Source organism: Nocardioides sp. JCM 18999 (assembly GCF_055391175.1).
Window position 1 is genome coordinate 686,602 of record NZ_AP043887.1, and the last position, 25,267, is coordinate 711,868.

23 protein-coding genes are annotated in these 25,267 nt (G+C 70.3%); 16 read left to right on the top strand and 7 right to left on the bottom strand.

Annotation, left to right across the window (positions count from 1 at the left end):
- The first annotated feature begins 1 nt into the window (after position 1).
- From ACZ5J1_RS03280 to ACZ5J1_RS03290, 3 genes are read left to right on the top strand one after another with little or no spacing between them, the layout of a single operon-like run.
- A complete protein-coding gene (locus tag ACZ5J1_RS03280) occupies positions 2-1,135 on the top strand; it encodes an energy-coupling factor transporter transmembrane component T (RefSeq protein WP_464562469.1) in 1,134 nt (377 codons plus the stop codon).
- Entirely contained in the window at positions 1,132-2,733 is a 1,602-nt protein-coding gene (locus tag ACZ5J1_RS03285; RefSeq protein ID WP_464562471.1) for an ABC transporter ATP-binding protein, read from the top strand. The genes ACZ5J1_RS03280 and ACZ5J1_RS03285 overlap by 4 nt, the downstream gene beginning before the upstream one ends.
- A complete protein-coding gene (locus tag ACZ5J1_RS03290) occupies positions 2,730-3,572 on the top strand; it encodes an ECF transporter S component (RefSeq protein ID WP_464562473.1) in 843 nt (280 codons plus the stop codon). The genes ACZ5J1_RS03285 and ACZ5J1_RS03290 overlap by 4 nt, the downstream gene beginning before the upstream one ends.
- Here the strand turns inward: ACZ5J1_RS03290 and ACZ5J1_RS03295 are convergent.
- From ACZ5J1_RS03295 to ACZ5J1_RS03310, 4 genes are read right to left on the bottom strand one after another with little or no spacing between them, the layout of a single operon-like run.
- The gene (locus tag ACZ5J1_RS03295) at positions 3,544-4,479 is read right to left on the bottom strand and encodes an alpha/beta fold hydrolase (RefSeq protein ID WP_464562475.1); all 936 of its coding nucleotides are present in this window, start codon (positions 4,477-4,479) and stop codon (positions 3,544-3,546) included. The two genes, ACZ5J1_RS03290 and ACZ5J1_RS03295, sit on opposite strands and share 29 nt — an antisense overlap.
- Before the next feature lie 47 nt (positions 4,480-4,526).
- On the bottom strand, positions 4,527-5,396 hold the full coding sequence (locus ACZ5J1_RS03300) for an EamA family transporter (RefSeq protein WP_464562477.1): 870 nt from the start codon (positions 5,394-5,396) through the stop codon (positions 4,527-4,529).
- Positions 5,393-7,960: a glycoside hydrolase family 65 protein gene (locus ACZ5J1_RS03305; RefSeq protein ID WP_464562479.1), complete on the bottom strand. Its 2,568-nt coding sequence runs from the start codon at positions 7,958-7,960 to the stop codon at positions 5,393-5,395. Before ACZ5J1_RS03305 ends, ACZ5J1_RS03300 begins: the two co-directional genes overlap by 4 nt.
- A gap of 1 nt (position 7,961) precedes the next feature.
- Positions 7,962-8,666 carry an HAD family hydrolase gene (locus ACZ5J1_RS03310; protein WP_464562481.1) on the bottom strand — a complete coding sequence of 235 codons (705 nt, stop codon included), beginning with the start codon at positions 8,664-8,666 and terminating at the stop codon, positions 7,962-7,964.
- Positions 8,667-8,735: 69 nt separating this feature from the next.
- Here ACZ5J1_RS03310 and ilvD point away from each other — a divergent pair, with 69 nt between their 5' ends.
- Together ilvD and ACZ5J1_RS03320 are read left to right on the top strand one after the other, a co-directional pair.
- The gene (gene ilvD, locus ACZ5J1_RS03315; protein WP_464562483.1) at positions 8,736-10,583 is read left to right on the top strand and encodes a dihydroxy-acid dehydratase; all 1,848 of its coding nucleotides are present in this window, start codon (positions 8,736-8,738) and stop codon (positions 10,581-10,583) included.
- Positions 10,580-11,569: a hypothetical protein gene (locus ACZ5J1_RS03320; RefSeq protein ID WP_464562485.1), complete on the top strand. Its 990-nt coding sequence runs from the start codon at positions 10,580-10,582 to the stop codon at positions 11,567-11,569. The genes ilvD and ACZ5J1_RS03320 overlap by 4 nt, the downstream gene beginning before the upstream one ends.
- A 16-nt stretch (positions 11,570-11,585) precedes the next feature.
- Here the strand turns inward: ACZ5J1_RS03320 and ACZ5J1_RS03325 are convergent, their stop codons facing one another.
- Entirely contained in the window at positions 11,586-12,200 is a 615-nt protein-coding gene (locus ACZ5J1_RS03325) for an SIMPL domain-containing protein (protein ID WP_464562487.1), read from the bottom strand.
- 22 nt (positions 12,201-12,222) lie between these two features.
- On the opposite strand from ACZ5J1_RS03325, the gene ACZ5J1_RS03330 reads away from it, so the two are divergent.
- The 4 genes from ACZ5J1_RS03330 (at position 12,223) to ilvC (ending at position 16,587) form a co-directional block, all read left to right on the top strand.
- Positions 12,223-12,927 carry a GNAT family N-acetyltransferase gene (locus ACZ5J1_RS03330; protein WP_464562489.1) on the top strand — a complete coding sequence of 235 codons (705 nt, stop codon included), beginning with the start codon at positions 12,223-12,225 and terminating at the stop codon, positions 12,925-12,927.
- A 245-nt stretch (positions 12,928-13,172) separates the two neighbouring features.
- Positions 13,173-14,933, top strand: coding sequence for an acetolactate synthase large subunit (locus tag ACZ5J1_RS03335; RefSeq protein ID WP_464562491.1), 1,761 nt, complete (start codon positions 13,173-13,175; stop codon positions 14,931-14,933).
- A gap of 2 nt (positions 14,934-14,935) precedes the next feature.
- Complete coding sequence (gene ilvN / locus ACZ5J1_RS03340; protein ID WP_464562493.1) at positions 14,936-15,493, top strand: acetolactate synthase small subunit; 558 nt, start codon at positions 14,936-14,938, stop codon at positions 15,491-15,493.
- Between the two features lie 68 nt (positions 15,494-15,561).
- Entirely contained in the window at positions 15,562-16,587 is a 1,026-nt protein-coding gene (gene ilvC / locus ACZ5J1_RS03345) for a ketol-acid reductoisomerase (RefSeq protein ID WP_464562495.1), read from the top strand.
- An 81-nt stretch (positions 16,588-16,668) separates the two neighbouring features.
- Here the strand turns inward: ilvC and ACZ5J1_RS03350 are convergent, their stop codons facing one another.
- Positions 16,669-17,058, bottom strand: coding sequence for a PPOX class F420-dependent oxidoreductase (locus ACZ5J1_RS03350; protein ID WP_464562497.1), 390 nt, complete (start codon positions 17,056-17,058; stop codon positions 16,669-16,671).
- A 66-nt stretch (positions 17,059-17,124) separates the two neighbouring features.
- Between ACZ5J1_RS03350 and ACZ5J1_RS03355 the strand changes: the two genes are divergently transcribed.
- The 4 genes from ACZ5J1_RS03355 to efeB all read left to right on the top strand — a co-directional run bounded on the left by ACZ5J1_RS03355 (position 17,125) and on the right by efeB (position 22,002).
- A complete protein-coding gene (locus ACZ5J1_RS03355) occupies positions 17,125-17,838 on the top strand; it encodes a DsbA family oxidoreductase (protein WP_464562499.1) in 714 nt (237 codons plus the stop codon).
- A 114-nt stretch (positions 17,839-17,952) separates the two neighbouring features.
- The gene (efeU, locus tag ACZ5J1_RS03360; protein ID WP_464562501.1) at positions 17,953-19,470 is read left to right on the top strand and encodes an iron uptake transporter permease EfeU; all 1,518 of its coding nucleotides are present in this window, start codon (positions 17,953-17,955) and stop codon (positions 19,468-19,470) included.
- Between the two features lie 40 nt (positions 19,471-19,510).
- Positions 19,511-20,749: an iron uptake system protein EfeO gene (gene efeO / locus ACZ5J1_RS03365; RefSeq protein ID WP_464562503.1), complete on the top strand. Its 1,239-nt coding sequence runs from the start codon at positions 19,511-19,513 to the stop codon at positions 20,747-20,749.
- A complete protein-coding gene (gene efeB / locus ACZ5J1_RS03370) occupies positions 20,749-22,002 on the top strand; it encodes an iron uptake transporter deferrochelatase/peroxidase subunit (RefSeq protein WP_464562505.1) in 1,254 nt (417 codons plus the stop codon). The genes efeO and efeB overlap by 1 nt, the downstream gene beginning before the upstream one ends.
- Positions 22,003-22,092: 90 nt before the next feature.
- On the opposite strand, the gene ACZ5J1_RS03375 is transcribed toward efeB, so the two are convergent.
- Positions 22,093-22,662, bottom strand: coding sequence for an O-methyltransferase (locus ACZ5J1_RS03375; RefSeq protein ID WP_464562507.1), 570 nt, complete (start codon positions 22,660-22,662; stop codon positions 22,093-22,095).
- 211 nt (positions 22,663-22,873) lie between these two features.
- On the opposite strand from ACZ5J1_RS03375, the gene ACZ5J1_RS03380 reads away from it, so the two are divergent.
- From ACZ5J1_RS03380 to ACZ5J1_RS03390, 3 genes are read left to right on the top strand one after another with little or no spacing between them, the layout of a single operon-like run.
- Positions 22,874-23,020 (top strand): hypothetical protein, encoded by a 147-nt coding sequence (locus ACZ5J1_RS03380; RefSeq protein WP_464562508.1) that lies wholly within the window; start codon positions 22,874-22,876, stop codon positions 23,018-23,020.
- An 11-nt stretch (positions 23,021-23,031) separates the two neighbouring features.
- The gene (locus ACZ5J1_RS03385) at positions 23,032-24,117 is read left to right on the top strand and encodes a 3-isopropylmalate dehydrogenase (protein WP_464562510.1); all 1,086 of its coding nucleotides are present in this window, start codon (positions 23,032-23,034) and stop codon (positions 24,115-24,117) included.
- A 38-nt stretch (positions 24,118-24,155) separates the two neighbouring features.
- Positions 24,156-25,247, top strand: coding sequence for a branched-chain amino acid aminotransferase (locus ACZ5J1_RS03390; protein ID WP_464562512.1), 1,092 nt, complete (start codon positions 24,156-24,158; stop codon positions 25,245-25,247).
- Positions 25,248-25,267 lie beyond the last annotated feature (20 nt).

Here is a 25,267-nt window from a genome sequence, read left to right on the forward strand (position 1 = left end):
CATGCGCTCGCTCACCGGCAGCCGTCGCGAGGTGCACCCGGTCGCCTGGTGGTGCTGGGCGATCGGTCTGGCGGCGTACGCCTCCCAGACCACCAACCCGTGGCTGCTGCTCGGCCTGATCGGGGTCGCCGTCGTCGTCGTCACCGCTCGGCGCAGCGACCAGCCGTGGGCGAAGGCGTTCCGCTACTACCTGATCGCCGCGGCCGTCGTGGTCGTGATCCGGGTCGGCTTCCGGATCGTCCTCGCCGGCGGCGCCGGGTCGATCATCTGGGTCAACCTGCCCGAGATCCCGCTGCCGGACTGGATGCTGGGCATCACCCTCTTCGGACCGGTCACCCGCGAGTCGGTGCTCGCCGGCCTGTACGACGGCCTCCGGCTGGCCGCCATCATGGTCGCCGTCGGTGCGGCCAACGCGCTGGCCAACCCCAAGCGACTGCTCCGCTCGCTGCCGCCGGCGCTCTACGAGATCGGCACCGCCCTCGTCGTCGCGGTGACCGTGCTCCCGCAGCTGGCCGAGAGCGTCCAGCGGGTGCGGCGTGCGCAGCAGCTACGCGCCAGCGTCGGCGGACGGCGCTGGGGGTGGCTGCACCGCATCGTGGTCCCGGTGCTCGAGGACGCGTTGGAGCGGTCCCTCGCCCTCGCCGCCGGGATGGACACCCGTGGGTACGGCCGCACCGGGCCGGCCGGCGCGCGGGCCCGCCAGCTCACCGGCACCCTGCTCGCGGCCGGCCTGATCGGGTTGTGCATCGGCGCCTACGCCGTGCTCGACCCCACCTTCGTCGCCGGCTGGGCGGCAGCGCTGATGCTGGTCGCGGGACTCGCGCTGGCCGTCGGCGGTCTGGTCGTGGCCGGTCGCCGGGTGGAGCGGACGACCTACCGGGCGACGCCCTGGCGCGGTGGCGAGTACGTGGCCGCCCTGACCGGAGCGGCCGTCGCCTTCGGCGGGTGGTGGGTCGCCCACGAGCAGCCGTGGATCGCCTATCCGTCCCTGTCCGCGGCGCCGCAGCTGACCCTCCCGGCACTGGCCGCCCTGGCCATCGGGCTGATTCCGGCGGTCGCGACACCGATGCCCGTCCTCGTCGACCCGCCGCTGGTGCCGACCCGACCCACGCCGAGCCCGGCGGTGGCCGCATGATCTCCCTGCGCGGCATCACCGTGACCCTGCCGGGTCAGACCGTACCGACCCTCGACGGGATCGACCTCGACCTGCCCGCCGGGGAGCTGACCCTCCTGGCCGGCCCCACCGGCGTCGGCAAGTCCACCCTGCTCGGCGTGGTCAGCGGCCTGGTGCCGCGCTTCACCGGCGGCACCCTCAGCGGCGACCTGCTGCTCGACGGGGTCAGCATCCTGCACGCCCCGCCGCGCGAACGCGCCGAGGTGCTGGGCGTCGTCGGTCAGGACCCGGCCGCCGGGTTCGTCACCGACACCGTCGAGGAGGAGCTCGCCTACGGCATGGAGCAGCTCGGCCTGGCACCCACCACGATGCGTCGTCGGGTCGAGGAGACGTTGGACCTGCTCGGCATCGCCGAGCTGCGCCACCGCGACCTGCGCACGCTCAGCGGCGGACAGCAGCAGCGGGTCGCGCTCGGTGCGGTCCTCACCATGCACCCCCGCCTGCTGGTCCTCGACGAACCCACCTCCGCGCTCGACCCGACCGCCGCCGAGGACGTCCTGGCCACGGTCACCCGCCTCGTCGAGGACCTCGGCGTCAGCGTCCTGATGGCCGAGCACCGGCTCGAGCGGGTCGTCCCGTTCGCGGACCGGATCGCGCTGATGCGCGGCGACGGCCGGCTCGAGGTCGGCGACCCCGCCGACGTACTCCGCACCTCACCCGTGGCCCCGCCGCTGGTCGAGCTCGGTCGCCTGCTCGCCCTGGACCCGTTGCCGTTGACCGTCCGCGACGCCCGCCGCCGCGCGAAACCCGCCTTCGCCCACGCCGAGTCCCGCCTTCTGGGGGGTCGAGTGGCGAGTTCTGGGGATCTCGGTGCCCCAGAACCCGCGATTCGGGTCACCAGAACCCGGGTCTCGCGGGGGAACCGGGACGTCATCAAGGGGCTCGACCTCACCCTGAACGCCGGTGAGATCACCGTGCTGATGGGACGCAACGGCGCGGGGAAGTCGACGCTGCTGTGGACGCTCCAGGGATCCCAGGCGCGGCAGGGCGGCAGTGTCCTGGTCGCCGGCCAGGATCCGGCCGCGCTCAAGCCGGAGCAGCGCCGCCGGCTGGTCGGGCTGCTGCCGCAGACCGCGAGCGACCTGCTCTACCTCGACACCGTCGCCGAGGAGTGTGCCGACGGTGGCCCCGGTACCCGGGCACTGCTCGACCGGCTCGTCCCCGGGATCGACGACGACGCCCACCCGCGCGACCTGTCCGAGGGGCAGCGGCTCGCGCTCGCACTGGCGCTGGTGCTCAGCGGCGACCCGGCGGTGCTGCTGCTCGACGAACCCACCCGCGGGCTCGACTACGCCGCCAAGGCCGCGCTGGCCGGGATCCTGCACGACCTCGCCGCGCAGGGCCGCTGCCTGCTCGTCGCCACCCACGACGTCGAGTTCGCAGCCCACATCGCCGACCGCGCCGTGGTCCTGGCCGACGGCGAGATCATCAGCGACGGACCCGCTCGGACCGTGCTCTCGGAGAGTCCGGCGTTCGCGCCGCAGGTCACCAAGGTGCTCGGCACCCCGTGGCTGACCGTCGACGAGGTCGCCGAAGCGCTCGCGGGGGCCGGCTCGTGATCCGGCTCTCCACCCGCTCGACGCTGATCATCGCGATGGCCAGCGTCTTCGGCCTGATCACCCTGGTCTGGCCGCTCCTGGTGCGCCAGCCCGACGCGCACATCGTGCAGCCGCCGTGGATCTTCCTGCTGCTGCTCCCGATCGTGGTCCTGATCGTCGTCGCTGAGATCAGCGAGAACGGCCTCGACGCCCGGGCCCTGGCGATCCTCGGCGTGCTCAGCGCCGTCGACGCGGTGCTGCGCGGACTCTCCGCCGGGGTGGCAGGGGTCGAGTTCGTCTTCTTCCTGATCATCCTCGGTGGCCGGGTCTTCGGTCCGGCGTTCGGCTTCGTGCTCGGCTGCACCGGACTCTTCGCGAGCGCGCTGCTCACCGCCGGCGTCGGCCCCTGGCTGCCGTACCAGATGCTCTGCTCGGCCTGGATCGGTCTCGGCGCCGGCCTGCTGCCGGCCGCACGGGGCAAGGCCGAGATCGCCCTCCTCGCGGCGTACGGCGTCGTCGTCTCGCTCCTCTACGGGCTGCTGCTCAACCTGCAGGGGTGGCCGATGCTGGCCGGGGTCGCCGTGCCGGGACACGAGGAGCAGCTGGCGTTCGACCCGAGCGCCGACGTGCTGGCCAACCTGGCCACCTTCGTCCGCTACACCCTGATCACCTCGACCACCAGCTACGACCTGATCCGGGCGATCACGACCGCGGTCGCGATCGTCGTGCTCGGTCCGGCGGTGCTGACCACCCTGCGCCGCACCGCCCGCAAGGCGACCGTGATCGGTGTGATCAGCACCGACAGCACAGCCAGCACGGCCAGCGACGCGGCTACGCCGGGCGCGACGCCTGCGCGCTGACCCGGTCCAGGAAGTCCAGCAGCAGCCGGTGCACCCGCTCGGGGTGCTCCAGCGGGATGAAGTGCGAGGCCCGCAGCTCGACCACGTGGGCATCGGTCAGCTGGGCGGCCGCCTCGGCCATCCGGCGACTCGAGGAGAGCAGGTCGAAGGTGCCGCCGACGAACTGGACGGGCACCCGGATCCGGCGCAGCGAGGCATGGCGGTGATCGGCCGAGCGCAGTGCCAGGTGGAAGTACCACTCCACCGGGGTGGAGAGGAACTCGGCCAGCGCGAGCGCCGCGAGCTGGGCGTCGGCGATCGGGCCGATCACCCTGGTGCGACCGAGCGCGTGGATCGTCCACTCGCCGATCGGGACGCGCCGCGTCACCGGCGTCAGGAGCGGACCGACCAGCCGCAGCGAGTGCGACCAGGTGCGGGTCATCCGACGCGTCACCACCGTCGGCAGTCGCAACGGACCGAGCACGGTGCTGAACAGGTCGCCCGGCACCCCGGCGACGGCGAACAGGCCGGAGACCCGCTCGGGATGCGCGGCGGCCAGCTCGAACATCGTGTTCACCCCGACCGACCAGCCGATCAGGACCGACCGGGTCACCCCGAAGTGGTCCATCACGCTCAGGGCGTCCTGCACGAAACGGTCCACACCGACCTCGCGCACATCCCGAGGACGCTCGGAGCCGCCCGTGCCGCGGTGGTTCCAGGAGACCACCCGGACCCCGCAGGTGGGGGAGAGCAGGGCCGGCCAGGACCACGCGGTCGTGCCGAGCCCGTTGCACAGCACCACGGTCGGGCCGTCGATCTGGTGGTCGGGGTCGTTGGTCCAGGCGCGCAGGACGGTGCCGTCGTCGGACAGCACGTCGTGGTACGCCAGCGGCGAGGCCGCAGCGGTCGCCGAACGAGGGGTCCCCATGCGGCGATTGTGCCAGGAGACGGCTCAGTCGAGGAGGCGCTCTCGCCTCAGTCGAGGAGCCGCTCGCGCCCCGACCGGGTCATCCCGACCGAGGCGGCGACCACGCAGGCGATCGCCAGCCACTGGATCGCCGACAGCGACTCGTCGAGCACGAGCAGGCCCGCCAGCGCCGCGGCCGCCGGGTCCAGGGAGACCAGCACGCCGAAGACGACGGGGGAGAGCGAGCGCAGCGCGATCATCTCCGCCGAGTAGGGGATCACCGAGGAGAGCAGGCCGACCGCGGCGCCGATCACCCAGATGTGCCAGTGCCCGAGCTCGCTGGCGTGGAACGTCAGCGTCACCGGGGTGAGCAGCACCAGCGCCAGCGTGGAGGCCAGCGCGAGCCCGTCCACCCCGGACCACCGTCGACCGGTCCACCCGGTGAACAGGATGTAGCCCGCCCACGCCGCACCGGCCAGCACCGCGAAGGCGACCCCGGCCAGGTTGAGGTCGGCAGGCTCGAACCCCAGCAGTACGACGCCGAGGCCGGCCAGCCCGATCCAGATCATGTCCGCGGCCCGACGCGAGATCAGCACCGCCAGCAGCAGCGGACCCGCGAGCTCGATCGTGATCGCGATCCCCAAGGGGATCCGGGAGAACGACTGGTAGATCGCCCAGTTCATCGTCGCCAGGCACACGCCCAGCCCGAGCACCGGCCACCACTCGGCCCACGAGCGCCCGCGGATCCGCGGGCGGGCCCAGGCCAGTAGCACGACCGTCGAGGTCGCCAACCGCAGCCACACGATCGTGGTCGGGGAGGCCTCGTCGAACAGCGTCTTGGCGAACGCCGCGCCGAGCTGGACCGAGACGACACCCAGCAGCACCAGGCCGACCGGCCCGAGACCCTTTCCGGTCGGCGCTGCTGCGGTCGCGCTCAACTCTTGTCGGGTTCGTAGTCGGGCAGCGGGACCTCACCGGTCATGTGCTCGGTCGGCCCGAACGACGGCTCGGGCACGGCCGCGGTGATCGCCGATCCGTCGGCGCGGATGCCGCCGACGACCGGGACCGGGCCGACGTGCCCCGGCGTGCGGGGGCCGTGGTGCGGCAGGGCGACCACGAGCGGGGCCCCCGGTCGCACCGTGTACTCCTCGCCCCGGACGGTCAGCGGCACGGTGCCGGTGCCCTCGTCGAGGGTGATCGTGATCCGCTCCTCGTCGATCCGGACGACCAACCGGTTGTCGCGCCACCGCACCCGGAACGTCAGGTCGCTCCACTCGGTCGGCAGCCGCGGGTCGAAGCAGAGCTGGCCGCCCCAGTCCCGCATCCCGCCGAACCCGAAGACCAGCGCCGCCCACACCCCACCGGTCGAGGCGATGTGCATCCCGTCGACGGTGTTGCCGTGCAGGTTCGCGAGGTCGACGTACAGGCCGTCGTAGAAGTAGTGCAGCGCCACCTCGTGGTAGCCGACCTCGGCCGCGATGATCGACTGCACGACCGCGGACAGGGTCGAGTCGCCGGTGGTGATCGGGTCGTAGTACTCGAAGTCGGCGCGCTTCTGCTCGGTCGTGAACCGGTCGCCCTGGAGGAAGAGCGCCAGCACCACGTCGGCCTGCTTGAGCACCTGGAACCGGTAGATCACCAGGGGGTGATAGTGCAGCAGCAGCGGTCGCAGGTCGGCCGGCGTGTTGGGCAGGTCCCAGACCTCGCGGTCGAGGAACGAGTCGTCCTGCGGATGGATGCCGAGCCCCTCGTCGAACGGGATCCGCATCGCGGCGGCGCACCGCTCCCACTCCTCGACCTCGGCGTCGTCGAGGTCGAGCCGACCCGCGATCTGCTCGAACTCCTCGGGCGAGGCGGCCTGGATCTCGCGTACGGCGGCGACGGCCTGTTCCAGGTTGTAGCGAGCCATCACGTTGGTGAACAGGTTGTTGTTCACCACCGTCGTGTACTCGTCGGGCCCGGTCACACCGTGGATGTGGAACGTCTCCTCCCCGCCCAGCGGCGACTGCCGCAGGAAGCCGAGGTCGACCCACATCCGCGAGGTCTCGACGAGCACGTCGATGCCCTCGCGGGTCATGAAGCCGGTGTCACCGGTGGCGGCGACGTACTTCGTCATCGCGTAGACGATGTCGGCGTCGATGTGCACCTGGGCGGTGCCCGCGGCGTAGTAGGCCGAGGCCTCCTCACCGTTGATGGTGCGCCAGGGGAAGAGCGCCCCCTTCTGGGCGAGCTCGTTGGCCCGTTCGCGCGCGGCCGGCAGCATCACCGAGCGGAAGTGCAGCACGTTCCGGGCCAGCGCCGGCTGGGTGTAGGTGAGGAACGGGACCACGTAGATCTCGGTGTCCCAGAAGTAGTGGCCCTCGTAGCCCGACCCGGTGACGCCCTTGGCCGGCACCCCGATCCCGTCGGCGCGGGCCGAGGCCTGGGCCAGGGAGAACAGGTTGAACCGGATCGCCTGCTGCACCGCCGGCACGTCCTCGTCGGCACCGCCGATGGTGACGTCGGAGGAGTCCCAGAAGTCGGCCCACCAGCGGCGCTGTTCCTCGCCGAGCCGGGCGACCCCGCTGCGGCCGGCCCGGTCTAGGGTGCGGTCGCAGCGGTCGGAGAGCTCACGCACGGGAACGCCGCGCGAGGAGTGGTAGGCCACGATCTTGTTCAACCGCAGGGTGGTGCCCTCGGTGGCGTCGACCCGGAAGACCATCTTGGCCCGGTCGTCGTCGGCCCGGACGAGGGTCTCGACCTCGTCGGTGGTGTGCAGGTGGTGGTCGGCCGCGACCGCGATCGTCATCCCGGACCGGGCCGCCTGGTAGCCGAGCAGCATCCGGTGGTCGTTGGCGTAGGACATCCGCGGGGTCAGCACCCGCTCCTCGAACGCGGCCGACTTGCGCGGGTCGGCGCCCTGGGCGTTGGTCGGGTCGGAGTGCTGGTGGTACTCGTCGCGTCCGTCCTGCCGGTTCAGCAGCTGGCTGGAGATCACCAGCGGAGCGTTGCCGGTCAGCAGCGTCACCTCGAGCGTCATCACCGCCAGGTGCCGCTGGGTCATCGACACCATCCGGGTGGAGTCGATCTTGACCCGCTTGCCGCTCGGGGTGCGCCAGATCAACGACCGGCGCAGGATGCCGTCGCGGAAGTCGAGGGTGCGCTCGTAGGCCTCCAGGTCGGCGGTGCCGAACGTCAACGGCTCGTCGTCGACGTAGATCTTCATCACCTTGGCGTCGGGCGCGTTGACGATCGTCTGACCGGTCTTGGCGAAGCCGAACGCGTTCTCGGCGTGCTTGATCGGCCAGGTCTCGTGGAACCCGTTGACGAAGGTGCCGTGCGCGAAGGACGGGCGACCCTCCTCCGGGTTGCCGCGCATCCCGAGGTAGCCGTTGGCGACCGAGAACAGGGTCTCGGTCAGACCCGGGTCATCGGCCGACGTCGAGGTCTCGACCAGGCGCCAGGGATCGACCGGGAACCGGGAGCGGTCCATCGGGTCGGTGACGTGCGGATGACGACGCATCTCAGTTCCCTTCGCTGGTGGGGATCAGGTCGGCCAGGTCGTCGACGACGAGGTCGGCACCAGCCTGACGCAACGCGTCGCCGGCACCCCGGTCGACCCCGACGGTGAGCTGGAAGTGACCCGCCTTCCCGGCCGCCACCCCGCTGACCGCATCCTCGAGCACGACGGCCTCGGCAGCGCTCGCCCCAAGGATCTCCGCCGCGTGCAGGAAGGTGTCCGGGTTCGGCTTGCCCGGCAGCCCGAGGTCCCGGGCGACGTTGCCGTCGACGATGGTGGCGAAGCGGTCCAGCAGTCCGGCGGCGGTCAGCACCGCGGTCGCGTTGGCCGAGGAGCTCACGATCGCCAGCGGCAGGCCGAGGTCGCGGAGGTGGTCCAGCAGGGCCACCGAACCGGGATAGGCCTCGACGCCGTCGCGCTCCAGGACGACGTTGACGATGTCGTTCTTCTCGTCGCCCAGCCGGACGACCTCGTCCTCACCCGGGTTCAGCGCCCGTGAGGCCAGGAAGTCGCGGACCCCGTCGTAGCGCGGTTTCCCGTCGACGTACGCGTGGTAGTCGGCGTCAGTGAAAGGTGCTTGCCCGAGCGGCTCCAGATAGGCGTTGAACATCTCCGACCAGGCACGCATGTGCACCAGCGCGGTCGGCGTGACGACGCCGTCCAGATCGAAGAGGACAGCCCGGCACTCGGTCCAGTCGACGGTTGCCATGACGTCAGCCTAGGTGCCGAATGAGAACCGGAGGAAGGCGGTTTGTCACGACAGGATTACCCTGGAGTCATGCCCATCCTTCGCTCCGCAACCTCGACCTCGGGCCGCAACATGGCCGGTGCCCGCGCGCTGTGGCGCGCGACCGGCATGACCGACGACGACTTCGGCAAGCCGATCATCGCGATCGCCAACTCGTTCACCGAGTTCGTGCCCGGTCACGTGCACCTGCGCAACATGGGCATGATCGTCGCCGAGCAGATCGTCGCGGCCGGGGGAGTGGCCAAGGAGTTCAACACCATCGCGGTCGACGACGGCATCGCGATGGGTCACGCCGGCATGCTCTACTCGCTGCCCAGCCGCGAGCTGATCGCCGACTCCGTGGAGTACATGGTCGAGGCGCACATGGCCGACGCCCTGGTCTGCATCTCCAACTGCGACAAGATCACCCCCGGCATGCTGATGGCCGCGTTGCGGCTCAACATCCCCGTCGTGTTCGTCTCCGGTGGCCCGATGGAGGCCGGCAAGACCACCGCGATCGAGGGCATCGTGCACTCCAAGCTCGACCTGGTCGACGCGATGGTGCTGGCCGTCAACGATGACGTCTCCGACGAGCAGCTCGGTGTGATCGAGCGCTCGGCCTGCCCGACCTGCGGGTCGTGCTCGGGCATGTTCACCGCCAACTCGATGAACTGCCTCACCGAGGCGATCGGCCTCTCCCTGCCGGGCAACGGCTCCACGCTGGCCACGCACGCCAAGCGGCGTGCGCTCTTCGAGGAGGCCGGCCGCCTCATCGTCGAGCTGTGCAACCGGTACTACGGCGAGGACGACGAGTCCGTGCTGCCGCGCAACATCGCCACCCACGAGGCCTTCGAGAACGCGTTCGCGCTCGACGTCGCCATGGGTGGCTCGACCAACACGGTGCTGCACCTGCTCGCCTCGGCGCGCGAGGCCGGGATGACCTTCTCCGTCGACGACGTCGACGCGGTCAGCCGTCGCGTGCCGTGCCTGAGCAAGGTCGCGCCCAACACGCCGAAGTACCACATGGAGGACGTCCACCGCGCCGGTGGCATCCCCGCCCTGCTGGGTGAGCTCAACCGCGGTGGGATGCTCAACACCGGGGTGCACTCGGTGCACTCGCCGAGCCTGCAGAGCTGGCTCGACGACTGGGACATCCGCGGCGGCAAGGCCACCGAGACCGCCCTCGACCTGTTCAAGGCAGCCCCCGGCGGGGTCCGCACCACGCAGGCGTTCTCCACCGAGAACGAGTGGGCCAGCCTCGACGTGGACCAGGCCGACGGTTGCATCCGCAGCGTCGAGCACGCCTACACCAAGGACGGTGGCCTGGCGATCCTCAAGGGCAACATCGCCGAGGACGGTTGCGTGGTGAAGACCGCCGGCGTGCCCGAGGAGATCTGGAACTTCACCGGCACCGCCATCGTCTTCGAGTCCCAGGACGACGCCGTCGCGGGGATCCTGTCCAAGCAGGTCCAGGCCGGTCACGTCGTCGTGATCCGCTACGAGGGCCCCAAGGGCGGCCCCGGCATGCAGGAGATGCTCTACCCGACGTCGTACCTCAAGGGGCTCGGCCTCGGCCAGAAGTGCGCGCTCCTCACCGACGGCCGGTTCTCCGGCGGTACGTCGGGTCTGTCGATCGGCCACGTCTCGCCCGAGGCGGCCGGTGGCGGCACGATCGCGCTGATCGAGGACGGCGACACGATCACGATCGACATCCCGAACCGGTCGATCACGCTCGACGTCGACCCGCTGGTCCTCGACCAGCGTCGCGCCGCGCAGGAGAAGCGGGACAAGCCGTACACCCCGGTCGACCGGGAGCGGTACGTCTCGACCGCGCTGCGCGCCTACGCCTCGATGGCGACGGCGGCCTCCGACGGCGCCTACCGCCGCCTGCCTGAGTGAGCTCGACGGACCGTCGGGTCTGGGTGGCGTGGGCCGGGATCGCTCTCGTCGGAGTGACCGGCTGGTTCGGTGTCCGCTCCGGAACCGACGAATCGGCCACCGAACCGGCCGCCGCGGCCAGCTCGGCGACCTCGCCGTCGGCGACGCCCACTCCGGCACCGGTCGCTCCGGCCGCGCCCGCCGTGGTCGAGGCGCCCGCGGTGCTGCCCTCGGGGCACCGCCGGATCTTCGAGGGTGACCCGATCCTGGTGGCCTACTACGGCACCGCCGGGACCGGTGCGCTCGGCGTGCTGGGGGAGCGGTCGCCGGACGTCAGCGACCAGCGGTTGCGCCGGCAGGCGGCGAACTTCCGAGTGCTGAAGCGCCCGATCCAGCCGGTCTACGAGCTGATCGTCACCATCGCCGACGCCCACCCGGGCAAGGACGGCGACTACAACCACGACCTGTCCCGGGCAGCGGTCAAGCGCTGGATCGACGCCGCGCACCGGCACGGGGCGCTGGTGGTGCTCGACCTCCAGACCGGACGGCGCGACTTCCTCACGTTGGCGAAGCGGTGGGCTTGGGCGCTGGCCGACCCCTGGGTCGGGTTGGCCCTGGACCCGGAGTGGCGGATGCCGGCCGGGCACGGGGTGCCGGGGCGGGTGATCGGTCACGTCGACGCGGCCGAGGTCAACCGGACCTCGGCGTGGCTCGCCGCGTTCACCGCCCAGCGCCGGCTGCCCGAGAAGATCTTCATGCTGCACCAGTTCCGGCGCTCGATGATCCACCGTCCGCACCTGATCCGCTCCCGTCCCGGGCTGGCGATGATCCAGCACGTCGACGGCTACGGCACCCGCCAGCAGAAGCTCGCGACGTACCACCACGTCGCGCGCCCTCGGCAGTTCGCGATGGGCTTCAAGCTCTTCTACGACGAGGACGTCCGACGGATGGGGCCGCGCGACGTCGGCCGGATCCGCCCACGGGTCAGCTTCGTCAGCTTCCAGTAGGGCGTCCGCGAGGGCATCAGCCCAGGTCGCGCACCGACCACACCACGGTGACGGCGGCCGAGACCGACTGGGTGCCCGCCTCGATCGGCATCGCGTCGGCCTTCATCGCCATCCGCCCGCCGCCGATCGGCGCCGCCGCTCCGCTGCCGCCCTCGACGATCTGGAGCGCGCTGACCACCGCCACGCCCGCGAGCGCCGCCAGCTCGTCGGCCTTGGCCCGGGCGTCGGCGTACGCCGCGGCACGGGCCTGCACCTGGAGGGGTGCCGGATCATCGATCTCGAGGTCCATCCCGTCGATCGTCGCCCGGTCCATCAGTGCTCCGACGGCCGGGATCAGCTCGCCGGCCTTCGTCAGGTCCCGGCAGCGGACGCTCAGGGAGTGGCTGGCCTGGTAACCGCCCTGCACCCCGCCCTGGTCGTAGGTCGGATAGACCGACAGCCCGGTGCTGGCCAGGTCGCTCCTGTCGACGTACTCCTGCGCCACCTCTCCGAGGGCGGCGACGCCACTGGCGACCGCGTCCAAGGCGTCGGAGACGGACGTCCTGCTCGCCGAGACCGAGACGCGCAGTCGGAGGGAGTCGGGCGCCGCGGAGACGGAGGCGGACCCTGAGGTGGTGATCGTGCGATCCATACCGGCCACTAAAGTCCCGCTCGTGCCTGAGATCAACGAGTTCGGCCAGACGATCGGCGACCTGCTGCCCGACTGGTCGCCGCGTCCCACCCCCGAGCGGATCACGCTCGAGGGCCGCTACGTCACGCTCAAGCCGCTGACCTCGGCGCACTTCGCCGAGCTGTACGACGCCACCTGCGGTCCCGACGACACCGAGCTGTGGTCCTACCTGCCGACGGGGCGGCCGGCGAGCCGGCAGGCGCTCTGGATGCATCTGGCCGAACGGGTCGAGGCCGACCCGTTCACCTTCACCATCGTCCCGACCGAGGGTCCGGGTGCCGGCAAGCCCGCCGGCGTCGCCTCGCTGCTGGCCGTCGAGCCCGCCCACGGTTCGGCCGAGGTCGGCTGGATCCTGTTCGGTCGGGTGCTGCAGCGCACCCGCGCGGCGACCGAGGCGATCCACCTGCTCCAGGACTACGTGCTGGGCACGCTGGGATATCGCCGCTTCGAGTGGAAGTGCAACAGCCTCAACGAGGCCTCACGGCGGGCCGCCGCCCGGTTCGGCTTCACTTATGAGGGCCGGTTCCGGGCGCACCGGATCGTCCAGGGTCGCAACCGGGACACCGACTGGTTCTCGCTGCTGGACCACGAGTGGCCGGCCGTCCGGGCCGAGCACGAACGGTGGCTGGACCCGGCGAACTTCGACGCCGACGGGCGCCAGTTGACCCCTCTCCGAACGCTCGAATAGTGGGACCCGTCGGCTCACAATGTGGACGCCGTGTCACACTGGGGTGACGGATCTGTTGCTCGGGGAGTAGCCTGACGCCATGCGCCTGGACATTCTCGTACGCACGCGACGCGCCCACTGATCCCCACCGATCACCGGTGAGTGCGTCTCCCTCCGTTGCCTGACTCAGGCCGGGGGGTTTTTTGTTGCAGCGACGAGACACCCAGTCAGCAGAACCAGCCCGACACGTGAGGAACGACGGACACATGAGCGAGAACAGCGCGGCGATCACCGGAGCCCAGAGCCTGGTCACCTCGTTGGAGGCGGCCGGGGTCGACACCATCTTCGGTATCCCTGGCGGCGCGATCCTTCCTGCCTACGACCCGCTCTTCGACTCCTCGATCCGGCACATCCTGGTCCGGCACGAGCAGGGCGCGGGCCACGCCGCCGAGGGCTACGCCGCGGCCACGGGCAAGGTCGGCGTCTGCATGGCCACCTCGGGCCCGGGCGCGACCAACCTGGTCACCCCGATCGCCGACGCCTACATGGACTCCGTGCCGATGGTCGCCATCACCGGCCAGGTCGGGGAGAAGCTGATCGGGACCGACGCGTTCCAGGAAGCCGACATCCGCGGCATCACGATGCCGATCACCAAGCACAGCTTCCTGATCACCGACCCCGGCGAGATCCCGCAGCGGATCGCCGAGGCGTTCCACCTCGCCTCGACCGGCCGTCCCGGCCCGGTCCTGGTCGACGTCACCAAGTCGGCGCTGCAGGCGATGACCTCCTTCCAGTGGCCCGCCGACCTCCAGCTGCCCGGCTACCGGCCGGTGACCAAGCCGCACGCCAAGCAGATCCGCGAGGCCGCGAAGCTGATCCTCGGGGCCAGCAAGCCCGTCCTGTACGTCGGCGGCGGCACGATCCGCTCCGGTGCCCACGCCGAGCTGCGCCGCCTGGCCGAGCTCACCGGGATGCCGGTCGTCACCACCCTGATGGCTCGCGGTGCGTTCCCCGACAGCCACCCGCAGCACCTCGGCATGCCGGGCATGCACGGCACCGTCGCGGCCGTCGCGGCACTGCAGAAGGCCGACCTGATCATCAGCCTGGGCGCGCGCTTCGACGACCGCGTCACCGGCGACCTGTCCACGTTCGCGCCGCACGCTCTGATCGTGCACGCCGACATCGACCCCGCCGAGATCGGCAAGAACCGCACGGCGGACGTCCCGATCGTCGGGGACATCCGCGAGGTCGTCGTCGACCTGATCGCCACCCTGCAGGCCGAGCGCGAGGCCGGACGTGAGGGTGACTACGAGTCCTGGGTCGCGTTCCTGGCCGGGATCAAGTCGAAGTACCCGCTCGGCTACGACGCGCCCGCCGAGGGGATGGCACCGCAGTACGTGATCCAGCGCCTCGGGGAGATCTCCGGGTCGGACTCGATCTACGTCGCGGGCGTCGGTCAGCACCAGATGTGGGCCGCCCAGTTCATCTCCTACGAGCAGCCCCGCACCTGGCTGAACTCCGGCGGCGCCGGCACGATGGGGTACTCCGTCCCGGCCGCGATGGGCGCCAAGGTCGGTCGGCCCGACGCGACCGTGTGGTCGATCGACGGCGACGGCTGCTTCCAGATGACCAACCAGGAGCTGGCCACCTGCGCGATCGAGGGCATCCCGATCAAGGTCGCGGTGATCAACAACGACAACCTCGGCATGGTCCGTCAGTGGCAGACGCTGTTCTACAACGAGCGCTACTCCCACACGAACCTGCAGAAGCACGACCGCGGCATGCGGATCCCGGACTTCCCGAAGCTGGCCGAGGCCTACGGCTGTGTCGGCCTGAGCTGTGAGTCCTCCGACGACGTCGACGCCACCATCGAGAAGGCCATGGAGATCAACGACGTCCCCGTCGTGGTCGACTTCCGGGTCAACAAGGACGCCATGGTGTGGCCGATGATCGCCGGCGGCGCCAGCAACGACGCCATCCAGTACGCGCGCGACCTCGCGCCCAAGTTCGAAGAGGACGACCTGTAAGCATGGGCGAGATCAGCACCACCACCCGGCACACGCTCAGCGTCCTGGTCGAGGACCGCCCCGGCGTCCTGACCCGGGTCGCCGCGCTCTTCAGCCGCCGTGGCTTCAACATCGAGTCCCTCGCCGTCGGCCCGACCGAGCACCAGGGCATCTCGCGGATGACCATCGTGGTCAACGTCAACGAGACCCCGCTCGAGCAGGTCACCAAGCAGCTCAACAAGCTGATCGAGGTGCTCAAGATCGTCGAGCTCGAGCCTGGTCAGGCCGTCCACCGCGAGCTGGTCCTGGTCAAGGTCGGCGCCAGTGCCGAGACCCGCGGCCAGGTGCTCGACACCGTCCAGCTCTTCCGGGCCAAGGTGATCGACGTCGCGCCCGACGCGATCACGATCCAGATCGCCGGCAACTCGGGGAAGATCAACGACTTCCTCCGCGTCGTCGAGCCGTTCGGGATCCGCGAGCTGGTGCAGTCCGGCATGGTCGCCATCGGCCGTGGCTCCCGCTCGATCTCCGAGCGCAGCACGCGCCCCGTCGCCGTACCGGCGCCGCCGGCCGCCAGCTGACCTGAGACCCTTTTCTTACCGACCCCACCCGCACCAACCAGGTAGTACCAACAAGAAGGAGAGCCCTCGTGGCTGAGATCTACTACGACGACGACGCTGACCTGACCCTGATCCAGGGCAAGAAGGTCGCTGTTGTCGGCTACGGCAGCCAGGGCCACGCGCACGCCCTCAACCTGCGCGACTCCGGCGTCGACGTCCGTATCGGCCTCAAGCCCGGCTCGAAGTCGATCGAGAAGGCCGCCGACGCGGGCTTCACCGTCGGCACGCCGGCCGAGGTCGCCGCCTGGGCCGACGTCATCGTCATCCTCGCCCCCGACCAGCACCAGCGCGGCCTGTACGCCGACGAGCTGGCGCCGCACGTCACCCCGGGCAAGACCCTCGTCTTCGGCCACGGCTTCAACATCCGCTTCGGCTATATCGTCGCCCCCGAGGGCGTCGACGTGATCCTGGTCGCCCCCAAGGCCCCGGGTCACACCGTCCGTCGCGAGTACGTCGCCGGCCGCGGCATCCCGGACATCATCGCGGTCGAGCAGGACGCCTCCGGCACCGCCTGGGACCTGGCGAAGTCCTACGCCAAGGGCATCGGTGGCACCCGCGCCGGCGTCATCAAGACCACCTTCACCGAGGAGACCGAGACCGACCTGTTCGGTGAGCAGGCGGTCCTCTGCGGTGGTGTCTCCCAGCTCGTCCAGTACGGCTTCGAGACCCTGACCGAGGCCGGCTACCAGGGCGAGATCGCCTACTTCGAGGTGCTGCACGAGCTCAAGCTCATCGTGGACCTGATGTGGGAGGGCGGCATCGCCAAGCAGCGTTGGTCGGTCTCCGACACCGCTGAGTACGGCGACTACGTCTCCGGTCCCCGCGTCATCGACCCGTCGGTCAAGGTGCACATGCAGGAGGTCCTCGCGGACATCCAGAACGGCAACTTCGCCAAGCGCTTCATCGCCGACCAGGACGCCGGCGCGCCGGAGTTCCTCGCGCTGCGGGAGAAGGGTGCCCAGCACCCGATCGAGAAGACCGGCCAGGCCCTGCGCAGCCACTTCTCCTGGAAGCAGCAGGACGCTGACTACACGGACGGCTCCGCCGCGCGCTGACCCCGAGTTAACTGCTGGTGAAAGGCCCCTCCGATTCGTTCGGAGGGGCCTTTCGCCAACAGTTGACGGGTGAGGGCCGGCTCAGGTGAGCCGGATCAGCACCACGGCGTCGGCGTACTGGAGGCCGTGCCGCTTGGCGCGCATGCCTCCCATCCACCTGGCCAGCTTGGCCTGGAAGCCGTACTTCTTCTCGCCGAGGCGGAGCACCTCCTCGTAGAGCGGCCCGCTGGTGACGATCTCGGCGGTCCCGTTCACCACCGTGCTGCCGGCGGTGACCTTGCCGCTCATGCTGCACGGCTGCAGCGTGACCTCCGGGTTGTTCCGGATCCGCTTGGTCTTCCCGGAGCCGTTGGACGTCCAGAACCCGACCCGGCCGTCACTGACCTGGTTGATCCAGACCGGGCTCGGGACTCCTTCGCCTGAGCGGCGGAACGTCACGAGGGACACGCACTTCTCTTCGGCGATCGACATGCGGCCAGCCTAGGTGCCGTCACGTCGTGCCGGAATGATCAGCCGCAGAGAAGCGTTGTTCACGGCATGCGTATTGATGTGTGGTCCGACGTTGTCTGCCCGTGGTGCTACATCGGCAAGCGGCGCCTGGAGGCGGCGATCGCCGACTTCGAGCACGGCGACGACGTCGAGGTCGTGTGGCACTCCTTCCAGCTCGACCCGAGCGCCCCGCGGGAGGCGACCGGCGCGACCGTGGCCGCGCACCTGGCCTCCAAGTACGGGATGAGCGAGGGCCAGGCCCGCGAGATGCAGCAGCGCGTGATCGACCTCGCCGCCGCCGAGGGGATGACCTGGGACCACCACAACTCGCCGTACGTGAACACCGTCGACGCCCACCGCCTCGTCCACCTCGCCGAGCAGGTCGGCGGCACCGCGACGGCTGCGGCGCTCAAGGAGCGCCTGCTCGACGCCTACTTCGGCAAGGCTCGCAACGTCGCCGACCACGCGGTGCTGACCGAGCTGGCCCTGGCCGAGGGGCTCCCCGCCGACCGGGTCGCCGAGGTCCTCGCCAGCACCGAGTTCGCCGACGCGGTCGAGGCCGACCAGCGCCAGGCGGCGGCGTACGGCGCCACCGGCGTGCCCTTCTTCGTGATCGACAACAAGTACGGCATCTCCGGCGGTCAGCCCACGGAGCTCTTCGCGCAGGCCCTCGACCAGGCCTGGCGGGAGTCGCACCCGGTGCTCACCACCCTCGGCGGCACCGCCGAGGGGGAGTGCGGCCCGGACGGCTGCTCGATCTGATCCATCCCGCCGGCTCCGGTGGTCGGTAAGCCTTGCCTAAGGTAGCATCGCCTAAGTATGGATGTTGCTGGGTGACGCGGGTGCGCCATCCGTCCGGATGGAATCGAAGGCGCTGTGCTCCCCACTTTCGTGATCGGCCTGCGTGAAGGTCTTGAAGCGGTCCTGATCATCACGATCGTCGCGACCTTCCTCCGGCAGAACCGGGCACCCCTGCGCGGCCTCTGGATCGGCGTCGCGGCCGGGGTCGTGCTCTCGATCGCCGTCGGTGTCGTCCTCGACCTCGTCGAGCAAAACCTGCCGCAGGCCAAGCAGGAGGCGATGGAGACCGTCATCGGTCTGATCGCCGTCTTCTTCGTCACCGGGATGATCCTGTGGATGCGGACGCACGCCCGCACGATGAAGCGCGAGCTCGAGGAGAGCGCGGCCTCGGCGCTGGAGACCGGCACCACGACCGCCCTCGCGGTGATGGCGTTCCTCGCCGTGCTGCGCGAGGGCTTCGAGACCTCCGTCTTCCTGCTCGCGACCTTCCAGCACGCCTCGAGCGCCCCCGCGGCCGTCGGTGGCGCCGTCCTGGGCATCGCGACCTCGGTCCTGCTCGGCTGGGCGATGTTCGCCGGGGGAGTGCGGATCAACCTGCAGCGCTTCTTCAAGATCACCGGGGTCTTCCTGGTCTTCGTCGCCGCAGGGCTGGTGATGTTCGCCTTCCGCACCGCGCACGAGGCCGGCTGGGTCAACGTCGGCCAGGGCACCACCGTCGACCTGGCGTGGCTCGCCCCGAACGGCTCGGTCCGGTCCGCCCTGATCACCGGCGTCCTCGGCATCCCCGCCGACCCGCGCGTGATCGAGGTGCTCGCCTGGTTCTGCTACCTGGTCCCGATGCTGGCCCTGATGTTCTGGCCCGCCTCGAAGCTGCCGTCGGCGCAGGTCGCCCAACGGTTGCGAGTGGCCGGGGCGACCGGCGCGCTGGTCCTGGCCGCCGCGCTCGTGTTCCTGGTGCCCATGCCCCAGATCGACGTCCCGAACGCCGCCCCGGACAGCACCGGCGAGACCGTCACCCTGACGGTGACCGACGGGACCGCCGCCATCGAGCGGGACAACCACACCCTGGTCCTGACCGACCAGGTGCCCAGCCGCGAGCACGACGCCGACACGCACTGGACCGCGACCGCCGTGATGGGCGACCTGCCGGCCACGGTGACCTTGCAGGACCTGATCGACGCCAACGGGGGACGCCTCCCGAGCGGGCTCTCGGTCGCCACGGCGAAGGGACCCTTCGACGCCCGGTGGAGCGACGAGACCACGCTGTCCGTCTTCAGCCGCGACGGTGGACTGGTCAACGCCGAGCTCGGCGGAACCCTCCTGCTGCAGTACTCCGGGGGCGGCCTGACCACCCCACGGGCGATGACGGTGGAGGGGTGGACCCTCGCGCCGACGTACGTCGAGGGCGTCCGTGCCGACCTCGCCGCCGCCGACTCCGCCCGCAACGACCGTGGCCTCTGGAACCGCTGGGTGCCGGTCGCCCTGGTGATCACCGGCCTGGTCCTGATGATCTCCGCGGCCCGGCGCCGACCCGGCACCCCCACCGACTCCACCACCAGCGTCGACACACCGTCCACGCAACCGGTCGCCTGACCGGATCACTGATGTTCCGCTCCCGAGAAAGAACGACTCCATGATGCTCAAGCACCCGACGTCCCCTGCCCCCCTGCGTCGCCTCGGCCTGTCCGCCGTCGCTGCCCTCGCGCTCGCCGGCCTGGCCGCCTGCGGCAGCGACGACAGCGCCTCGAAGGACAACGGCAAGGACAGCTCCGGCGCCTCCCAGGTCTCGGTGACGATGACGAGCGGCGCCGAGGGCGACGAGTGCGCGATCAGCGAGACCACCGCCCCCGCGGGCCCGGTCACGTTCGAGGTGAAGAACGAGTCGGCGACCGGGATCACCGAGTTCGAGATCCTCTCCGGGGAGAAGATCATCGGCGAGAAGGAGTCGCTCGCTCCCGGTCTGCCCGCGACGACCCTGACGCTCACCCTCGGCGGCGGCGACTACGCGATCTACTGCCCCGGCGCGACCACCGAGAAGACCACCTTCAAGGTCACCGGCCAGGCCTCCGCCTCGCCGACCGGCACCGCCGCTGAGCTGCTGCAGCAGGGCGCGACCGAGTACGCCGACTACGTCACCACCCAGCTCGGCGGGATGGTGACCGGCGTGACCGCGCTCAAGACCGCCGTCGACTCCGGCGACCTGGCCGCTGCCCAGAAGGCGTACGCCGAGTCGCGCCCGTTCTACGAGAAGATCGAGTCCGACGTCGAGGGCTTCGTGCTGGACGGGTTCGACCCGACCGACAACCACGGCAACCTCGACTACCTGATCGACATGCGCGCCTCCAACATCGACCCCGCGGTCGGGTGGAGCGGCTTCCACGCCGTCGAGCGGGACCTGTTCAAGGCCGAGAAGATCACCGCCCAGACCAAGGAGTACGCCGCGAACCTGGTCACCGACGTGACCAAGCTGGCCGAGCTCTCCTCGTCGCTGACCTACAAGCCCGAGGACCTGGCCAACGGCGCCGCCGGCCTGCTCGAAGAGGTCCAGGCCAACAAGATCACCGGCGAGGAGGAGGCGTTCAGCCACATCGACCTGGTCGACTTCGCCGGCAACGTCGAGGGCGCCCAGCAGGCTTTCGAGGCGCTCCGTCCCGGTCTCACCGAGATCGACGAGTCGCTGACCACCGCGATCGCGCAGCGCTTCGACGACGTCAACGCGCTGCTGGCGACGTACAAGGACCCGAGCGATCTGGGTGGCTACGTCCGCTACACGCCGGAGCTGCAGAAGACCGACGCCAACAAGCTCAGCCAGTCCGTGCAGGCGCTGCAGGACTCGCTCTCACGCCTGGCGGAGAAGGTGGCGACCGCCTGATGGCGGAGGGCTACTCACGACGTGGTCTGATCGCCGGCACCGGTGCCGGCGTGGTGGTCGGTGCTGCCGCCGGGTTCGCCGTCGGCCGTGCCTCCGACTCCTCGGCCGCCCAGGCCGACGCGCCGGGCGGCACCGACCAGATCGACCTGACGGCGAGCTACGACTTCTACGCCGGGCCGCACCAGGTCGGCATCATGACCCCGCCGCAGCGGCACACGGTCTTCATGACCTTCGACCTGGTCGACGGTGCCACCACCTCCGACCTCCAGGTGCTGCTCGCTCGGTGGTCGGCCGCGATCGCCCAGATGATGAAGGGGCGCCCGGTCGGGTCGATCGAGCCGGTGCGTGCCGACGGTGTCGCCCAGGACACCGGGGAGGCGTTCGGCCTCGAGCCGGCCTCGCTGACCGTCACCGTGGGTCTGGGGCCGGGCTTCTTCGACGAACGCTTCGGCCTGGCCGCCAAGAAGCCGGACCTGCTGAAGGCCCTGCCGGAGCTGCCGAGCGACCAGCTGCGTCCGGAGCTGTCCGGGGGAGACCTCTCACTCCAGGCGTGCGCCGACGACCCGCAGGTCGCCTACCACGCCATCCGCGACCTCGCCCGGATGGCGCGGGGCACCGTCACCACCCGGTGGACCGTGCTCGGCTTCGGTCGCGCCTCGGCCGGTCGGGGACAGACCACCCCGCGCAACCTGATGGGCTACAAGGACGGCACCCGCAACGTCCGGACGGAGGCCGAGTTCGGCGACTTCGTCTGGGCCGACTCCGCCGATCAGCCGTGGATGGCCGGCGGCACCTACCAGGTGGTGCGCAAGATCCGGATGGACATCGAGATCTGGGACTCGGCCACCATCACCACCCAGCACCAGACCTTCGGCCGGGACAAGACCGAGGGCGCCCCGCTGACGGGGAAGAAGGAGTTCGACACCCCGGACTTCAAGGCCACGACCGGCGGGACACCGGTGATCGACCCGACCTCCCACGTGGCGCTGGCGGCACACGAGAACAACGACGGCACCAAGATCCTGCGTCGGGGCTACAACTTCACCGACGGGATCAACGAGTTCGGTCAGCTCGACGCCGGCCTGCTGTTCGTCAGCTACCAGAAGGACCCCGAGCAGTTCGTCAGGCTCCAGCGCCGCCTCGGCAGCTCGGACCTGCTCAACGAGTACATCGCGCACATCGGGTCGGGCCTGTTCGCGATCCCGCCCGCCCCGAAGCCCGGGCACTACATCGGCGAAGAGCTGTTCAGCTGAAACACGGTGAACTTGAGGAAAGTAACGGCCCTCGCCCCGGAATCCGGGGCGAGGGCCGTTACTTTCCTCAAGTTCACCGCATGACGAGGCTCAACGCCGCGTCGCCAGGAGTACGGCGGCGTCGCTGGCCACCATCAGGTCGGTGGCCGTGAACGCGTCGTCGGTCAGCCAGAGCTCGCGCAGCCAGTCGACCCGGCCGTAGGCCACGGGCGGCCACGACTCGCTGGGCAGGAAGTCGTCGAGGACGACCACGCCACCCGGCTCGACCAGGTCGACGATCTTGTCCGGGGTGACCTCGTCGGGGATGCCGGAGTCGAGGAAGAGCAGCGAGAACGGCCCGCGCGAGGCGAGGCTCGCCCAGTCCGCCGAGACCACCTCGACCTGGTCGTCGCCGGCGAACATCGTCGCGGCCGCGTTGGCCAGCGCCGGGTTGAGCTCGGCGGTCAGGATCCGGGTCTCGGTGTCGCGCACCCCTGAACGCAGCCAGGCCGTGCCGACCCCGGTGCCGGTGCCGAACTCGGCCATCGTGCCGCTCCGGGTGGCGGCCAGGGTGGCGAGCAGACGGCCGGTCTCGTTGCGGCAGAACGAGACGAAACCCGCTCGGCGAGCCACGTCGAAGGCCCGGGTGACGATCTGGGGCAGCTCGAGAGGGGCGGACATGGAAGTCAGTGTTCCATGCACCCGAAACGTGTTAGCCTCGGCTCACTATGCGAGCGCACCTCCACCTGATTCAGGTAGTAACGCGCCGCGACGGGGCCCAGAACTGATCTGAGAGAGGCCACCTCCGTCGCGGTGGTCTCAGTGCTCCCCACGCACCCTTTTCGAGCACCTGCTCGGCTTCTCGTCTCACATCCGTAGACCGGAGAAGCCCATGCCCATGCAGACCTTGACCCGCATCCTCGAGTGGGGGCCCAACAGCCACGACCCGTCGAACCCGTTCAGCGTCGAGAACACCACGGCGGCGGCGCTGTCTCACGCCTTCGAGGCCCCTGACGACGACCGTCCCGATGACAACTAATGTTGTCGTCCGTGACTGACACCACTGCCTCGACTCCTTCCTCCGGGACCGTGAAGCTCGCCGTCATCCCTGGCGACGGCATCGGGCAGGAGGTGACGGCCGAGGCGCTCAAGGTGCTCGAGGTCGCCTCGCCGGTGAAGTTCGAGCAGACGACGTACGACCTCGGCGCCGAGCGCTACCTGCGCACCGGTGAGGTGCTGCCGGCCTCCGTGCTCGACGAGCTCAAGGCCGCCGACGCGATCCTGCTCGGCGCGGTCGGCGGCAAGCCGAACGACCCGAACCTGCCGCCCGGCATCCTGGAGCGCGGCCTGCTGCTGACGATCCGGTTCGAGCTGGACCACTTCGTCAACCTGCGCCCGAACCGGCTCTTCCCGAGCGCGACGTCGCCGCTGAGCGACGCCGTCCTGGGCAAGGGTCCGATCGACTTCGTCGTCGTGCGCGAGGGCACCGAGGGTTCCTACACCGGCAACGGTGGAGCGCTCCGGGTCGGCACCCCGCACGAGATCGCGACCGAGGTCAGCGTCAACACCGCCTTCGGCGCCGAGCGGGTCATCCGCGACGCGTTCGCCCGAGCGATGAAGCGCCGCAAGAAGCTCACCCTGGTCCACAAGACCAACGTGCTGGTCAACGCCGGCTCGGTGTGGTGGCGCCTCATCCAGGAGGTCGGCGCCGAGTTCCCCGAGGTCGAGGTCGACTACCTGCACATCGACGCGGTGATGATCTTCATGGTCACCGACCCGCAGCGCTTCGACGTGATCGTCACCGACAACCTGTTCGGCGACATCATCACCGACCTGGCCGCCGCCATCACCGGTGGCATCGGGCTGGCCGCGAGCGGCAACATCAACGCCGCCGGCACCTACCCGTCGATGTTCGAGCCGGTACACGGGTCCGCGCCCGACATCGCCGGCCAGCAGAAGGCCGACCCGACCGCGGCGATCCTCTCCGGCGCGCTGCTGCTCGACCACCTCGGTCACAGCGACGCCGCCCGGGCGATCGACGCAGCGGTGCTGGCCGACCTCACCGCACGCAGCGGCAACGCTGCCCCCCGCCGTACTTCCGAGACCGGTGACGCTGTCGCCGCACTCCTGGCCTGACCCAGGCCCGCCAGACTCAGACAGACAGGAGGATCTCGATGACGCTCGAGATCACCACCACGCTCAACCCGAACCCGACCAGCGACGAGCGGCTCGCCGAGATCCTCGCCAACCCGGGCTTCGGCAACCACTTCACCGACCACATGCTGCTGGTCGAGTGGACCCCCGAGAACGGCTGGCACAACGCCCGCATCGAGCCGTACGGCCCGCTCTCGCTCGACCCGGCCACCTCGGTGCTGCACTACGCCCAGGAGACCTTCGAGGGGCTCAAGGCCTACCGCCACGCCGACGGCACGATCTGGGGCTTCCGCCCCGACGCCAACGCGGCGCGGATGGCGAAGTCGTCGGAGCGGCTGGCGTTCCCGGTGCTGGAGACCGAGGACTTCGTCCAGGCGATCGCCGAGCTGGTCAAGGTCGACGCCCGCTGGGTGCCCGAGGCTGCGGAGGGCGAGGAGAAGTCGCTCTACATCCGGCCGTTCATGTTCGCCTCCGAGAGCTTCCTCGGTGTGCGCGCGGCCCAGCACGTCACCTTCATGGTGATCCTGTCCCCGGCCGGTGCCTACTTCAAGGGCGGGATCAAGCCGGTCCGGCTGTGGCTCTCCGCCGACTTCACCCGCGCGGGTCGTGGTGGCATGGGTGCGGCGAAGACCGGTGGAAACTACGCCTCCTCGCTCGCCGCCCAGGAGCAGGCCTACGCTCGCGGCTGCGACCAGGTGATGTTCCTCGACGCCGCCGAGGGCAAGTACCTCGAGGAGCTCGGAGGGATGAACATCTTCTTCGTGTACGCCGACGGGCGACTGGTCACCCCGGCCACCAGCGGCACCATCCTCGAGGGGATCACCCGGGATTCGCTGCTCAAGCTCGCCGCGGAGCAGGGACTCACGGTGGAGGAGCGCCCTGTCGCCCTCGCGGAGTGGGCCGACGGTGTCGCCTCGGGTGAGATCACCGAGGTCTTCGCCTGCGGCACCGCCGCCGTGATCACCCCCGTCGGGGAGCTCGTGCACGACGGCGGGTCGATCCTCACCCCGCAGCCCGGCGGCCCGGTCACGACCCAGCTGCGGTCGACCCTGGTCGACCTGCAGTTCGGTCGCACCGAGGACAAGCGCGGCTGGAGCCACCAGTTCGTGTGAGCGCCGAGGCCCGGATCCTT

Excerpts from the sequence above, each read along its gene's own strand:
- efeB (WP_464562505.1), top strand. The coding sequence starts at position 20,749 with ATGGCGGAGGGCTACTCACGACGTGGTCTGATCGCCGGCACCGGTGCC.
- ACZ5J1_RS03310 (WP_464562481.1), bottom strand. The coding sequence starts at position 8,666 with ATGGCAACCGTCGACTGGACCGAGTGCCGGGCTGTCCTCTTCGATCTG.
- ilvD (WP_464562483.1), top strand. The coding sequence starts at position 8,736 with ATGCCCATCCTTCGCTCCGCAACCTCGACCTCGGGCCGCAACATGGCC.
- ilvN (WP_464562493.1), top strand. The coding sequence starts at position 14,936 with ATGGGCGAGATCAGCACCACCACCCGGCACACGCTCAGCGTCCTGGTC.
- ACZ5J1_RS03280 (WP_464562469.1), top strand. The coding sequence starts at position 2 with ATGCGCTCGCTCACCGGCAGCCGTCGCGAGGTGCACCCGGTCGCCTGG.
- ACZ5J1_RS03305 (WP_464562479.1), bottom strand. The coding sequence starts at position 7,960 with ATGCGTCGTCATCCGCACGTCACCGACCCGATGGACCGCTCCCGGTTC.
- efeO (WP_464562503.1), top strand. The coding sequence starts at position 19,511 with ATGATGCTCAAGCACCCGACGTCCCCTGCCCCCCTGCGTCGCCTCGGC.
- ACZ5J1_RS03350 (WP_464562497.1), bottom strand. The coding sequence starts at position 17,058 with ATGTCGATCGCCGAAGAGAAGTGCGTGTCCCTCGTGACGTTCCGCCGC.
- ACZ5J1_RS03295 (WP_464562475.1), bottom strand. The coding sequence starts at position 4,479 with ATGGGGACCCCTCGTTCGGCGACCGCTGCGGCCTCGCCGCTGGCGTAC.
- ACZ5J1_RS03375 (WP_464562507.1), bottom strand. The coding sequence starts at position 22,662 with ATGTCCGCCCCTCTCGAGCTGCCCCAGATCGTCACCCGGGCCTTCGAC.
- ACZ5J1_RS03285 (WP_464562471.1), top strand. The coding sequence starts at position 1,132 with ATGATCTCCCTGCGCGGCATCACCGTGACCCTGCCGGGTCAGACCGTA.
- ACZ5J1_RS03355 (WP_464562499.1), top strand. The coding sequence starts at position 17,125 with ATGCGTATTGATGTGTGGTCCGACGTTGTCTGCCCGTGGTGCTACATC.
- ACZ5J1_RS03390 (WP_464562512.1), top strand. The coding sequence starts at position 24,156 with ATGACGCTCGAGATCACCACCACGCTCAACCCGAACCCGACCAGCGAC.
- ACZ5J1_RS03325 (WP_464562487.1), bottom strand. The coding sequence starts at position 12,200 with ATGGATCGCACGATCACCACCTCAGGGTCCGCCTCCGTCTCCGCGGCG.
- ACZ5J1_RS03380 (WP_464562508.1), top strand. The coding sequence starts at position 22,874 with ATGCCCATGCAGACCTTGACCCGCATCCTCGAGTGGGGGCCCAACAGC.
- ACZ5J1_RS03335 (WP_464562491.1), top strand. The coding sequence starts at position 13,173 with ATGAGCGAGAACAGCGCGGCGATCACCGGAGCCCAGAGCCTGGTCACC.